A 13,079-nucleotide genomic window follows, 5' to 3' on the forward strand; every position below is an offset into this window, starting at 1 on the left:
GAGGCGGCGTGGCGCGGGTGGTGCGCGGGGGTGGGCTTCTTCGTCACGCTGCTGCACTGGCTGCTGCCTTCCCTGGGGGTGTTCTCGCCGCTGGTGATGGCGGTCGTCGGACTGTTCTGGGCGCCGTTCGGGATGGCCGCGTACTGGCTGCTGCGGCGGCCCTCTCCGGCCCGGGTCCTGGCGGCGGTGCTGGTGCTGCCTTCGGTCTGGGTGGGGATCGAGGCGGTGCGATCGTGGAAGCACTTCGGGGGCGCGTGGGGGTTGCTCGGGCTGAGCCAGTGGCAGGCGCGGCCGGTGCTCGGGCTCGCGGCGCTCGGAGGGGTCTGGCTGGTGAGCTTCCTGCTCGTCGCCGTCAACGTCGGGCTCGCCGCCGCCGTGCTGCCCGGCGCCGGGCGCCGCGCCAGGCTCGCCGGGGCCGGGGCGGCGGTCGCGCTGACCGTGGCGGGGGTCGGTTACGGGCTGGTACGGCCCGAGCCCCCGGTGACGGGCACCATGAGGGTGGCGGGCGTCCAGGCGGGCATGGTGCCGGGAGCCGATCGGCGGGTCGCGGAGCATCTGCGTCTGACCCGCGAGCTCGCCGGCCGCCGGCCCGACGTGGTCGTGTGGGGGCAGAGCAGCGTCGGGGTCGATCCCGCGCGGCGTCCCGGTCTCGACCGCGCGTTGCGGTCGGCCGCCGCAGAGGTGGGCGCTGACCTGCTGGTCAACGTGGACGCCGCGGATCCGTCCGGCAGGATCGCCAAGTCGACACACCAGTACGCGACTACCGGCCTGGTGGGCACGTACACGAAGCAGCGCCTGGTGCCGTTCGGCGAGTACGTCCCGCTTCGGCCGCTGCTGGGGTGGATCACCGGCCACACCGAGGCGGCCGACCGGGACCGTGTCACCGGTGACCGGCTGACCATCCTGGAGGTGTCGGGCCGCCGGGTCGGGCCGCTCATCTCGTACGAGTCGACCTTTCCCGATATGCGCCGGGAACTTGTCCGCATGGGGGCGGACGTCACGATTGTCCAGGGGTCGCTCACCACGTTCCACGGCAGCTGGGCGCAGCCGCAGCAAGCGAGCTTCGAGGCGGTCAGAGCGGTCGAGACCGGGCGTCCGGCGGTGCTCGTGGAGCTCGACGGCACCTCGGCGGCCTTCGACGCGACCGGGCGGCGGCTGGCCTGGTACCCGCCCGGCTACCGGGGAGCCTTCGTGGTCGACGTGCCGTTGTCGCGCGGGATGACGTCGTACGTCGTCCTGGGCGACTGGGTGCCGGCGCTGGCCGGCGGGATCGTCCTGGTGGCCGGGGCCGTGTTCGCCGCCCGGCGGCTCCGGCATCACGCCGGGGGGTGAAAGCCCCGCACCGGGGGCCCTTCCGGCGGACCGGCGACTGCCCTACCGTCGCGGAATGCCGTACGAGATCCTCGAACTGACCGCGCACCCCGCGCTCGTGCTGACGCCCACCACGACGGTCTACTCGGGGGTCGTCCGGGTGGGGCACAACGCCCGTATACAGATGTGGCGCTCGAACGAGCCCGCCACGGAGTTCAGCTTCTACCCGCCCGACGTCCCGGCGCTGGGGGAGGGCGCGGCGGCGCCGCTGGTGTGGGCGGAGGCGCAGGTGATGTGGTTCGTGCCGGGGACGCAGTCGTCCGGGCACTTCCCGATCGGCGTCGAGTGGGTGTCGGCCGCCTACACCGCCGATCCACGCGGCGGCCCGGCGCGCTGGCTCCTGGTCAGCGGGGCCGCCCACGCCTCGGCGGGACTGCGGCTGGCCTACCGGGTGACGGTCCAGCCGGGCGGGTAGCGGAAATCTTCCGGGGCGTGTCAAGAAAGGGCGGGCGGCTACGACTTCTTCCTGAAAGAGCCGCACGACCTGGAGGAACACCATGAGCAAGGTGACCTGCGACCTGTCGATCTCTCTCGACGGCTTCGCCGCGGGACTCAACCAGACCCTGGAGAACCCGTTCGGCGACGGCGTCGGCGACACGCTGCACCAGTGGATGTTCGAGGAGCCCGAGGCCCCGGAGGTCAAGGCCATCACGGAGGCCGGCGCGTACATCATGGGACGCAACATGTTCGCGCCCGGCCGTGGCGCCTGGGACCTGGACTGGAAGGGCTGGTGGGGCGACGAGCCGCCGTATCACGCGCCGGTCTTCGTCCTGACGCACTACGGGCGCGAGCCGCTGGAGATGCTCGGCGGCACGACCTACACCTTCGTCACCGACGGCATCGAATCGGCGCTCCGACAGGCACGCGAGGCCGCGGGCGAGGCCGACGTCGCGATCGCCGGGGGCGCCCGCACGGTGAACGAGTACCTGGCGGCGGGGCTGATCGACGAGCTGCGGCTGCACGTCGCGCCGGTGGTCATCGGGGCGGGGGAGCGGCTGTTCGACGGGGTCGGGCCCATGACCCTCGAACCCGTCAAGGTCTCGGGCAACAGTCTCGTCACCCACGTGACCTACCACCGACCTGGGTCTACGACCGGGCTCACCCAGGTCTAGATTCCGGCCGGCAGAGCTCGACCTGAGGCCGATGAGGTACGCGCCCGAATTCGATGAACTTGGGCGCATGATCGAGCTCAGCAACCTCACCAAGGCCTACAAGGATGTGAAGGCGCTCGACGACGTGTCGTTCACCGTCGCGGCGGGCAGCGTGACCGGGTTCCTCGGGCCCAACGGCGCCGGCAAGTCGACGGCCCTGCGGATCCTGGTCGGTCTGGCGCGCGCCACCTCGGGCTCCGCCACCGTCCTGGGGCGGCCCTACGCCGAGCTCCACAACCCGGCCGCCCAGGTCGGCACGCTGCTCGACGCCGGCGCCCAGCACCCCGGCCGCACCGGGCGGGAAGTGCTCACGCTGGGTGCGCTGACGCTCGGCCTGCCGAAGCAGCGCGTCGACGAGATCCTCGACCTGGTCGGGCTGACGTCCAAGGAGAGCCGCCGCACCCTGGGCGGCTACTCGCTCGGCATGAGACAGCGGCTGGGCATCGGCCACGCGCTGCTCGGCAGCCCCCGCGTGCTCATCCTCGACGAACCGGCCAACGGTCTCGACCCGCAGGGCATCCAGTGGATGCGCGGGCTGCTGCGCGGCCTCGCCGGCGCTGGGTGCGCCGTGCTGCTCAGCTCCCACCTGCTGCACGAGGTGGAGCAGGTCGCCGACCACATCGTGCTGATCGCCCGCGGCCGGGTCCTCGCGAAGGGCACCCCGGCCGAGCTCAGCCAGGGCCGCACCCTCGAACAGACCTTCCTCGACCTGACCTCCCACGCCGACCGGAGCCCCGCATGACCGCCACCGCCGCACCGATCCCGTTCCCGCGGCTGCTGGCCGTCGAGACGCGCAAGCTCTTCGACACCCGCAGCGGCAAGATCATGACCGCCGTCCTGGTCGCCCTGACCGTCGCCGTCATCGCCGCCCGCGGCCTGGTCGCCGGCCCCGACTACCAGCTCCTGGTCGGCACCGCCGGGGTCGGCTACGGCACGCTGCTGCCCGTGCTCGGCATCTTCACCGTCACCGGCGAGTGGAGCCACCGCACCGCGCTGACCACGTTCGCGCTCGAACCCAGGCGGTGGCGGGTGATCGCTGCCAAGTGCGTGCCGCCGCTGGTCACGGCCGTGCTCGCCGCCCTGTTCGCGATGCTGGTCGCGGTTCCGGTCACCGCCGTGGTGGCCGGCGTCGAGGGGGTGGCGCCCACGTGGGACGTCGACGTGGCCGCCCTGCTCGGCTGGACCGCGAGCTGCGTGCTCGGCGTCGCGTCGGGCCTGGCGCTCGGCCTGCTGCTGCTCAACGCGCCGGCGGCGATCGTCATCAGCCTGTCCGCGACCATCGTGTGGAGCGGCGTCCGCCTGCTCGGTGACCTCGGCAGGACACTCGCCGAGTGGCTCGACCTCAACACCGCCGCCATGCCGCTCATGGCCGGTGACCTGACCGGCGCCGACGCCGTGCGGCTGGCCGTTGCGGCGGCCTTCTGGATCGTCGTGCCGGCGGTGGCCGGCACGGTGCGGGTGACGCGCAAGGAGGTGACCTGACGTACGGCACCGGTGCCCGTTTCGGCCTGGTGGGTTGCGTTACGATCACCGGATGTCCAGGGCGCCATCGATGACCCGCCGGGTGCTGGGGTGGACGCGCCGGGCGGCTGCGGCCGGGGTCAGCGTGTGTGCCCTGGTGGGGGCGATCCGGCTGACCGTGCCCGCCACGGCGGGGCTCCCCACCGGTGCGGGCGTCTCGGCCTCGGTGGGTGTTGGTGGCTCGGCCTCCCCGGTTTCCGCTGGTGTGGCGGCCGGGGTTGATGGCGGGATGTCCGGGGGCGGTGGGGAGCCGGCGGGGGTGCGGCGGCAGTTGGCGTTCGTGCGGTCGGCGCTCGACGCCGGTGCGGGGGACGAGGCGCAGCACCTGTTCCCGGAGGGGTTCTTCTTCCTGCACGCGCTGTACGGCCTGGCCTGGGTCGAGCTGGGGATGCGGGAGCCGGCGGGCGAGCGGTCCGGCGCGCTGCGCGAGGCGCGGTGGGCGCTGGCCCGGCTGGATTCACCCGCCGGGCGGGCGCCGCTCAGCCGCGACCTCGTCCCGTCTCACGGGGTCTTCTACCGCGGCTGGACCAACTGGCTGCGTGGCGGGGTGCTGGCGCTGCAACCCGGTGACTCGCGCGATGCGGGCGAGCTGCGGCGGTTCGCCGACGACTCGGCCGCGCTGGGCGACGCCTTCGACGCCTCCGCCTCGCCTTACCTGGCCGCCTACCCGGAGCAGGCGTGGCCGGTCGACTCCACCGTGGCCATGGCGTCGCTGCGGCTGCACGACGCGCTGCTGCCGCCCCGCTACGGCGGCACCGTCGAGCGGTGGCTGCGGAAGGTGCGGCAACGGCTCGATCCGCGTACGGGCCTGCTCCCGCACCGAGCCGACCCCGGCACCGGTCAGGCGGCAGAGAGTGCCGGTGAGGCGCTGGAGGTGGCCCGGGGGAGCTCGCAGAGCGTGATCCAGCGGTTCCTGATCGAGGTGGATCCCGGGTTCGCCCGGGATCAATATCTGCGGTTCCGGGAGTTGTTCGTCGTGTCGCCGCTCGGGCTGGGGCCGGCGACCAGGGAGTATCCGATCGGCATGGACGGGCCGGGCGACGTCGACTCCGGGCCGCTGCCGCTCGGGACAAGCCTGTCGGCGAGCGTCGTGACCTTGGGCGCCGCCCAGTCGCAGGGCGACACCGCACTCGCCGGGGCGCTGGCCAACTATGGCGAACTGGTGGGGGTGCCGGTCGGCACGCCGTGGACCAAGCGGTACGCGTTCGGGCTGATGCCGATCGGCGATGCGTTCCTGGCGTGGTCGAAGACGGCGCTGCCGTGGGTGGTGGTGCCGCCGTCCCCGCCGGTGGCGAGCATCTCGGCCTGGTGGCGGGCGCCCTGGCTGGCGTTGCTGCTGGTCGCCGGGGCGTTGCCCTGGCTGCCCACACTGCTCCGGCACCGCCGCCGCCGGCGCACCCCCACTGCAGCCGGTGTCGCCGGTGTCGCCGGTGCGGCTGGTGCCGGCACTGCGGTTTCGCGGCGCGAGGGCTGAGGTCGCCACCGGGCGGAGGGCCTGGGAGGGATGTCACGGTGGGCGGTGGGGTGTGGGGTGACGCCGCAGGGTGGAGGCGGTGGTACCGGCGTTCCGGGGCGGAAAAGCGTTGGGAATCTGTCGGCGCCGGGTGGTACAAAACAGGGTCGTTGTCCGCAGATTCGCGGCCGGGGGGCTTGGACGTGACCAGCAGCAGTTCGGAGTTCTCCGTTGACGGACCCCGCTACAACCGGCGCGGCCCGGTGCGGTGGCTCTGGTCGCATCTGCGCCGCCACCCGCTTCTGCTGATCGGCTTTCTCGGCGGGTCGCTGGTGATGGTGGTGCTCAACGCCATGGTGCCGCAGTTCACCGGCAGCGCGTTCGACGCCGTGCTGGGCGAGCGAGCCGAGGCGATCCACGCACTGGGGATGATCGCGCTCACGCTGCTGGCCGTGGTGATCGTGCGGGGGCTGTTCGACCTGGTGGCGAGGTTGTCGAGCGAGGTGCTGGCCAAGCGGCTGGAGCGCGACGCGCGCGACGAGCTCTACGTGAGCCTGCTGGGCAAGAGCCAGACCTACCACAACCGGCAGCGGGTCGGTGACCTGATGGCCCGGGCGGCCAACGACATCCGGCAGCTCTCCATCATGATCACGCCGGGTGTCGACCTGATCGTCGACTCCGGGATCCAGGGCCTGGTGCCGCTGTTCTTCATCGGCGCGATCGATCCCCGGCTGCTGCTGGTGCCCGGGGTGTTCGCGGTGCTGTTCGCGGGCACGCTGTGGCACTACATGCGGCAGCTCAACCCGGTGGCGACCCGGATGCGTGAGGAGTTCGGCGACCTCAACGCCGGGCTGAGCCAGGCCGTGCGCGGGATCGAGGTCATCAAGGTGACCGCGCAGGAGGGGCAGGAGCGGCGCAGGTTCCGCCTCAACGCCCGCCGCTACCGCGACTCGTTCGTGCGCAACGGGCTGGTCCAGGCGCGTTACCTGCCGACCCTGCTGTTCGCGTTCGCGATGGCCGGGGGCCTGTGGCACGGGCTCCACCTCCACGGCACCGGCGTGATCACCCTGGGCGAGCTGGTGTCGTTCATGGGATTGCTGGCCATGCTGGGCTTCCCGACGCAGATGTCGATCTTCACGTTCTCCCTGGTCCAGCTGGGGATCGTGTCGTCCCGCCGGATCCTGGACGTCATCACGTCGGAGACCGAGCTGGAGCAGCGAGCCGACGCGCACAGCGGGGCGATCAGCGGAGAGATCGTCTTCGACGGCGTGACGTTCGGTCATGACGAGGGCGATCCTGTGCTGCGCGGCGTGACGTTCACCGTGCGGCCGGGTGAGACGGTGGCGATCGTCGGCGAGACCGGGTCCGGCAAGAGCACGCTGACGAAGCTGGTGCCCCGGATCTACGACGTCACGGAGGGGCGGATCCTGGTCGACGGGGTCGACGTGCGCGACTGGGACCTCGACTCGCTGCGTTCCCAGATCTCCACCATCGAGCAGGACATCGTGCTGTTCTCGCGCTCCGTCGCCGAGAACATCGCCTTCAGCCTCGGCCAGCGCGCCGACCGCGAGGCGGTGGTCAGGGCGGCCGAGGACGCGCAGGCGGCCGAGTTCATCGCCGAGCTCGACGACGGCTACGACACCGTCATCGGCGAGCGCGGCGTCACGCTGTCCGGGGGGCAGCGGCAGCGGCTGGCGATCGCGCGGGCGCTGCTGACCGATCCGGCGATCCTCGTGCTCGACGACTCGACCAGCGCCATCGACTCCGCCACCGAGGACAGGATCCAGCAGGCGATCGGCCGCATCCTCGACGGGCGCACCACGCTGCTCATCACCCATCGGCTCTCGCAGATCCGGTGGGCCGACAAGGTCCTGCTGCTCAGGCGGGGCGAGCTGGTCGACTTCGGCACCCACGACGAGCTCATCGAGCGCAGCCGCCTCTACCGGCGGATCTTCGCCCACTACGACGAGGCAGGCGTGGACGATCACCACACCGACCCGCCCGACGACCGGCCGGACGGCGACCGGCCGGACGGCAATCGGCCGGGCAAGGGCCGGGCCGGCGACGGCAGGGCGGGCGAGGCTGGGGTCGGCGAGGCCCCGGCGCTGGGAGGGCAGCGCTGATGGGGTTCCTCATGGACGGCCTCGACGCGGAAGACTACGACCGTTCCTACAAGGACGGTGATCTGCTCCGCCGCATCCTGTCCTACTTCCGCCCCAAGCTGGGCGCGATGTTCCTGGTCGCGGCCATGATCGTGCTGACGTCGATGACGCAGGCGGCGATGCCGCTGGTGGCGAGCTGGGCCGTCGACGCGATCGCCGACGGCACGATCGACGAGGTGGGCTGGCAGTTCACGCTGACCCTGCTGCTCGCGGGCGCGCTGGGCTGGGTGTTCAACTACGTACGCCAGCGCAACAGCTCCAGGGTCACCGGCGACGTGGTGCTCCGGCTGCGCGAGGACGCGTTCGACGCGGTGCTGGAGCGCGACCTGTCGTTCTACGACGAGACGCCGTCCGGCAAGATCGTCAGCCGGGTGACGTCCGACACCGACGACTTCGCCACCGTGTCCACGCTGACGATGGACCTGATCAGCCAGGTGCTGATGGTCGGCTTCGTCACGGTGCTGATGTTCCTGAACAGCGTCGAGCTCGCGCTGCTGACGCTGCTGGTGGTGCCGGTCGTGGTGGGGCTGGCGCTGCTGTTCAGGCGGCTGGCCCGGGCCGGCACCCGCAGGGCGCAACGCTCGCTGAGCCGGGTCAACGCCAACCTTCAGGAGACCATGGGCGGCATCGCCGTGGCCAAGAACTTCCGCCAGGAGCAGCAGGTCTACGACGAGTTCCGGCCGATCAACCGGCAGAGCTACCAGGTGACGCTGCGGCAGGGGTTCGTCTTCTCGGCGATCTTCCCGGTGCTGTTCCTGGTGGCGGGGCTGGCGACGGTCGCGCTGGTCCAGCTCGGCGGCGACGCGGTGCTCGGCGGCGGGCTGTCGGCCGGTGACTGGTACCTGTTCCTGCAGGGTGTGTCGCTCTTCTGGTTCCCGCTGACGTCGATCGCGGCGTTCTGGTCGCAGTTCCAGCAGGGGCTGTCGGCGTCGGAGCGGGTCTTCGCGCTGATCGACGCGCCGCCCCGGGTGGTGCAGAGCGCCGCCGACAAGCCAGGCAGGCTGGCGGGCCGCATCGAGTTCCGCGAGGTGACGTTCGGCTACGACGCCGCCCATCCGGTGCTGCGTGACTTCGACCTGGTCATCGAGGCCGGCGAGACCGTGGCGCTGGTGGGGCACACCGGCGCCGGCAAGTCGACGCTCAGCAAGCTGATCACCCGGTTCTACGAGTTCCAGGCGGGCGAGCTGCTGATCGACGGACGCGACATCCGCAGCCTCGACCTGCCCGCCTACCGCAAGCAGATCGGTGCGGTCCCGCAGGCTCCGTTCCTGTTCAGCGGCACGGTCGCCGACAACATCCGCTATCCCAGGCCGGAGGCGAGCGACGAGGAGGTGCTGGCGGCCGCGGCGGCGGTCGGCGGCGGCGACTGGATCGACGCGCTCCCGCACGGTCTGCGCACCGACGTGGGCGAGCACGGCCGCGCCCTGTCGATGGGCCAGCGCCAGCTCGTCGCCCTGGCCCGGCTGCTCGTCCAGGACCCGGCCATCGTGGTGCTGGACGAGGCCACGGCCAGCGTCGACCCGCTGACCGAGGCGCAGATCCAGGAGGGCCTCGATCTGGTGCTGGCCGGCCGCACCTCGATCGTCATCGCCCACCGGCTGTCCACGATCGAGCACGTCGACCGCATCATCGTGCTCGACCACGGCCAGATCGTGGAGGAGGGCGACCACTCGACGCTGCTGGCGCGGGGCGGCCGCTACTGCCAGGTGTACAACACGTACTTCCGGCACCAGTCGCCCAACTACCGCGCCGGCACCGGCTTTGTCGCTGTTGGTAGTGATATATCGGGCTAGTCCCGCTTATTTCGGTGGACGATTGTTCTTTGAATTTCCGTGCGTTTGGCGAGTGCGCGGGCGGCAGAAAACAACTGGCATGAGAAGAATCGCAGCCACGCTGCTCGCTGCCGCCTGCGCGGGGCCGGTGTTCCTGGTTTCGCCCGCCGCTACGGCACACACGCCGCACACGGCGTTCACCAAGCCGCCGGAGCCGAAGGTCCAGGCCGGCCGCCCCGATGAGCTCGACCGGCTGCGCCGGGCCATGGCGAAGTTCCGCGATCCCCGGGTCGCCGAGCGCTACGGCTACCGGCCCACGAATACCTGCAGCGAATATCCGTACAAGGATGCGAGCGGCCGGCGTCTGGGCGGAATGGGATATCACTACGTGAATCCCACGCTGGCCGGGGATCAGGACATCGACCTCTATCGTCCGGAAGTCCTGGTCTATGTCCCGACCGAGCGTGGTGGGCGCAGGCTGGGCGCGGTCGAATACTTCAAGAACGACCGCGACCAGCTCATCGCCACCGCCGACGACCGTCCCCGGCTGCTCGGCCGGCAGTTCCAGGGCCCGATGGAGCCGCACGAGGACGGCATGGCCATCCACTACGACCTGCACATCTGGCTGTTCAAGCACAACCCCAAGGGCCCGTTCGAGCCGTGGAACACGCGCGTGATGTGCCCGGCCCGGGACGCCCGGCACTGAGGCGGCCCGCTGCCGCCGGCGCTAGCACGTCGGGCTGCCGTCGGGGACCTTGCCGTCCAGGGCCGCCTTCAGCATGTCCGTCGACGACAGGAACGTGTCCTGGACCACCTGCTCCTCCCACGCGCCGCGCGCGCAGCGGCGGAAAGCCTCGCTGAACTGGGCGTAGTAGGGCGACTTCGGCCTCGGCTCGGCCAGCTCGACCGACTCCCGGGTCTCCACGGCGAGCGTGGCGAGCTCCTGGGCGCTCGGCGCGATGATCTCCGAGCTGCCCTCGTGCCGGCAGGGAGCACCGCGCCCCGACCGGAAGTCGTCGTAGATCGCGGTCAGCACCGGGCCGTAGCCGCCGCAGGCGAACAGGTGGGACTGCACCTGGTCACCGGTGAGCTGCTCGATCAGGCGCATGGCCGGTTGCAGCTTGTCGGCGGGGATGTGCTTGGAGATCGCCAGCACCGACCCGCCGAGGACGCCGCCGCTCGTCTCCGGCGCGCGCACCTCGAAGCGCAGCTTCCCGTCCGCGCCCCGCATGCGCGGGTCGGCGGCCAGCTGGTGGAAGGCGATCGGCCAGTTGCGCATGTAGGAGACGGGCCGGACGCCGACCCGGCCGTCCTTGAAGGCGGCGACGCTCTGGTCCTCGTCCAGGTGGAGCGATTCGCGCAGCACGGTCACGTCGGTGTCCGTGCCGAACGCCGTGCGGGTGGGCGATCTCAGCGACTCCCAGCTGTCGTCGTCGAGAGCGACGCCGGTGCGGTCGTCGCCGTCGAGCACCCGCCCGCCGCCGAACTCGATCGTCTCCAGGAAGTTGATCGTGCCCATCTCCTTGTCGTTCAGCTGCAGCAGGTAGCCGCCGGAGGGCACGTCCGTGCGGCGGTACTCCAGCGGCGCGTCGGCGGCGAACGGCACGCCGTACTGCTCCCCGTCGATCTGCGCCGCCCGCAGCGGGCCGGGCAGGAACTTGCCGGGGTCGGTCAGGTCGATCGGTCGCAGGTAGCCGTGCCGGGCGAACTCGGCGACCCACGCCAGGTCGAGCACCAGGACGTGATACTGGCAACTGCCGGCCTGGGCCAGCGCCGCCATCTGGGCGCGCCGCACGTCGGTGCTGCCCGACAGCTCCAGGAGCTTGGCCCGGGGATGGCCGGGCGGCTTCTGGTAGCGGTTCCAGTCGTCGAACACCTCGCGCCGCACGCTGCCGGTGCTGATGTCGTCGCCGGTGGCCACGATGAGGTCGGCCTCGTCGCCGCAGTCGGCCGGGGGCGTCGACGGCACCGGGACAGGGCTGACGGGGGGCGTCGGTTTCGCCTGCGGCGGCGCACCGCCGGTGGGCCAGAACAGCCGCATCGCGAGCGCCACCGCGAGCGCGCAGGCGAACAGCACGGCGAACGGGCGCAGTTCCTCGCTCCTCATCGCCAGCCCCGGACCGTGATGATGGCCCGGGTGATCGTCTCCGCCACCCGGTCACCCGCCAGCACGCACCGGTACGGCTTGCCGGTGCCGATCAGCTCGGGCACCGCGCAGCGGTTCTGGCCGAAGACGACCACGTACAGCCCGGATACGGAGGAGGCGTCCTGGAGGGCCCTCCCGATGGACGAGGCCGCCCCGGCGCCGTTCTCGTTGTCGAACAGGCGGCCGTCGGTGAGCAGCACCACGGGCGAGGCCACCGACTCGTCCGGGTCGCCGACCTGGCCGAGCGCGGCGGAGATGGGCGCGTCCCACTGGTCGAACGCGGTGTCCTCGATCCGGGCGGAGACGGCCCCGAGCTGCTGGCGGGAGCTCTGGGCGGCGATCTCGGTCACGTCCGCCCGGCCGCCGGCCTCCGGGCTGCCCAGCGCGAGCACCTCGACGTGGTCACGCGGGCCGAGGATCCGGCTCTGGCCGCGCAGCGACTCGGCGGCCTGGACGCGTACCGGCCGGTCCGCCGAGCCGGACGTGTCGACCAGCAGCCGCAGGTCGAGCTCCGGGCGCAGGTGGTCGAGCAGTTGCGTCTCCAGCCGGGCGAGCCTGTCCTTGTCGGCCTTGACCGTGCCCGCCACCTGCGTGTCGGGGAACAACCGGCGCGTCCGCAGCCACTCTCCGAACTTCCTCACCAGGTCCTGGCGTCCCTTCGAGAGCTGGCCGCGCAGGCTCACGCCGACGTAGTGGTATTCGAGCTTGCTGAACGCGGGGTGGTGCACCGCGATGAGCCGCTCGCCGCCGCTCGTGTCCGCGCAGCCCTCCACCCGGCCGGCGTTGTAGTCGGCCAGGCTGTGGCTGGGCACCAGCAGCGCGATCTTGGGCCCGTCGGACATCTCCCGTTTGGACGCGAGCGGCGCGGACAGCCGGCCGAACTCGCACAGCAGCGCGTTCACCGTGTCGGCGCCGAGGCCGTCGGCGACCAGCTCCTTCTCCAGCTTCTCGTACGCGCCCGAGGTCAGCTTCAGCCCCTGGACCAGGTCGTCGGTGCCGATCAGCGCGCTCATCGACGTCTCGGGGAAGGGCCGGGCGATCGTCATGCCCATGTCGTCGCGCAAGGTCCGCCACACCTCCGGCAGCGGGTAGCGGTCGGGGTACTTCTTGCGTTTGAGCAGCTCCTCACGCCGGCTCTCGGTCATCGCCAGGACGAGCTCGTCCTGGCCGACGACGACGTCGGCGCTGCCGTCGCCCAGCCAGGTGATCCCCTTCGCGCGCAGCTCGTCGGGCCCGGCCGACGAGGTGGCCACCCAGGCGTCGGGCTGCAGGTCGTACAGGCGGGCGTACGGCTGGCCGCGGCGGTCCTCCACGCGCTCCCAGTTGTTGGCGAAGGCGTCGCGCAGGTGGACCGGGGGCGGTGCGGCGGCGACCGTCATGTGGACCGCGGGGCAGCCGTCGGACCGCCGGTTCTCGCGCACGTACCGCCTGGTGTGCTCCCTGAGCTGGACCACGTTTTCGGGGGCGGTGACCAGCCGCAGCTCGGTGGGGGCGGGGCAGGCG

11 protein-coding genes are annotated in these 13,079 nt (G+C 71.8%); 9 read left to right on the plus strand and 2 right to left on the minus strand.

Features of this window, described 5'->3' with window-relative positions; translation table 11 throughout:
- The 9 genes from lnt to ADY59_RS42825 form a co-directional block, all read left to right on the plus strand.
- The coding region (lnt, locus tag ADY59_RS42785; RefSeq protein WP_049575676.1) for an apolipoprotein N-acyltransferase at positions 1-1,332 on the plus strand (1,332 nt) is incomplete at its 5' end.
- 55 nt (positions 1,333-1,387) lie between these two features.
- Positions 1,388-1,786, plus strand: a complete 399-nt coding sequence (locus ADY59_RS42790) for a hypothetical protein (protein ID WP_049575653.1) — start codon at positions 1,388-1,390, stop codon at positions 1,784-1,786.
- Positions 1,787-1,868: 82 nt separating this feature from the next.
- Positions 1,869-2,483, plus strand: coding sequence for a dihydrofolate reductase family protein (locus ADY59_RS42795; protein WP_049575655.1), 615 nt, complete (start codon positions 1,869-1,871; stop codon positions 2,481-2,483).
- 67 nt (positions 2,484-2,550) lie between these two features.
- On the plus strand, positions 2,551-3,264 hold the full coding sequence (locus ADY59_RS42800) for an ABC transporter ATP-binding protein (protein ID WP_049575657.1): 714 nt from the start codon (positions 2,551-2,553) through the stop codon (positions 3,262-3,264).
- Positions 3,261-4,004 (plus strand): ABC transporter permease, encoded by a 744-nt coding sequence (locus ADY59_RS42805; protein ID WP_049575660.1) that lies wholly within the window; start codon positions 3,261-3,263, stop codon positions 4,002-4,004. Before ADY59_RS42800 ends, ADY59_RS42805 begins: the two co-directional genes overlap by 4 nt.
- Before the next feature lie 52 nt (positions 4,005-4,056).
- A complete protein-coding gene (locus ADY59_RS42810; protein ID WP_197094124.1) occupies positions 4,057-5,517 on the plus strand; it encodes a hypothetical protein in 1,461 nt (486 codons plus the stop codon).
- Positions 5,518-5,699: 182 nt separating this feature from the next.
- Entirely contained in the window at positions 5,700-7,619 is a 1,920-nt protein-coding gene (locus tag ADY59_RS42815) for an ABC transporter ATP-binding protein (protein WP_231619162.1), read from the plus strand.
- The gene (locus ADY59_RS42820) at positions 7,619-9,451 is read left to right on the plus strand and encodes an ABC transporter ATP-binding protein (RefSeq protein ID WP_049575665.1); all 1,833 of its coding nucleotides are present in this window, start codon (positions 7,619-7,621) and stop codon (positions 9,449-9,451) included. The genes ADY59_RS42815 and ADY59_RS42820 overlap by 1 nt, the downstream gene beginning before the upstream one ends.
- Positions 9,452-9,530: 79 nt before the next feature.
- Positions 9,531-10,136, plus strand: coding sequence for a hypothetical protein (locus tag ADY59_RS42825; RefSeq protein ID WP_049575668.1), 606 nt, complete (start codon positions 9,531-9,533; stop codon positions 10,134-10,136).
- A 21-nt stretch (positions 10,137-10,157) separates the two neighbouring features.
- Here the strand turns inward: ADY59_RS42825 and ADY59_RS42830 are convergent, their stop codons facing one another.
- Complete coding sequence (locus ADY59_RS42830; protein ID WP_049575671.1) at positions 10,158-11,537, minus strand: extracellular solute-binding protein; 1,380 nt, start codon at positions 11,535-11,537, stop codon at positions 10,158-10,160.
- A partial coding sequence (locus ADY59_RS52020; RefSeq protein ID WP_049575673.1) for a hypothetical protein occupies positions 11,534-13,079 on the minus strand: 1,546 nt, incomplete at its 5' end. The genes ADY59_RS42830 and ADY59_RS52020, both read right to left, overlap by 4 nt.

This window comes from Nonomuraea sp. SBT364 (assembly GCF_001083785.1).
GTDB lineage: Bacteria > Actinomycetota > Actinomycetes > Streptosporangiales > Streptosporangiaceae > Nonomuraea.

Coding starts and splice junctions, on each gene's coding strand:
- ADY59_RS42790 (WP_049575653.1), top strand. CDS start 1,388: ATGCCGTACGAGATCCTCGAACTGACCGCGCACCCCGCGCTCGTGCTG.
- ADY59_RS42795 (WP_049575655.1), top strand. CDS start 1,869: ATGAGCAAGGTGACCTGCGACCTGTCGATCTCTCTCGACGGCTTCGCC.
- ADY59_RS42800 (WP_049575657.1), top strand. CDS start 2,551: ATGATCGAGCTCAGCAACCTCACCAAGGCCTACAAGGATGTGAAGGCG.
- ADY59_RS42805 (WP_049575660.1), top strand. CDS start 3,261: ATGACCGCCACCGCCGCACCGATCCCGTTCCCGCGGCTGCTGGCCGTC.
- ADY59_RS42810 (WP_197094124.1), top strand. CDS start 4,057: ATGTCCAGGGCGCCATCGATGACCCGCCGGGTGCTGGGGTGGACGCGC.
- ADY59_RS42820 (WP_049575665.1), top strand. CDS start 7,619: ATGGGGTTCCTCATGGACGGCCTCGACGCGGAAGACTACGACCGTTCC.
- ADY59_RS42825 (WP_049575668.1), top strand. CDS start 9,531: ATGAGAAGAATCGCAGCCACGCTGCTCGCTGCCGCCTGCGCGGGGCCG.
- ADY59_RS42830 (WP_049575671.1), bottom strand. CDS start 11,537: ATGAGGAGCGAGGAACTGCGCCCGTTCGCCGTGCTGTTCGCCTGCGCG.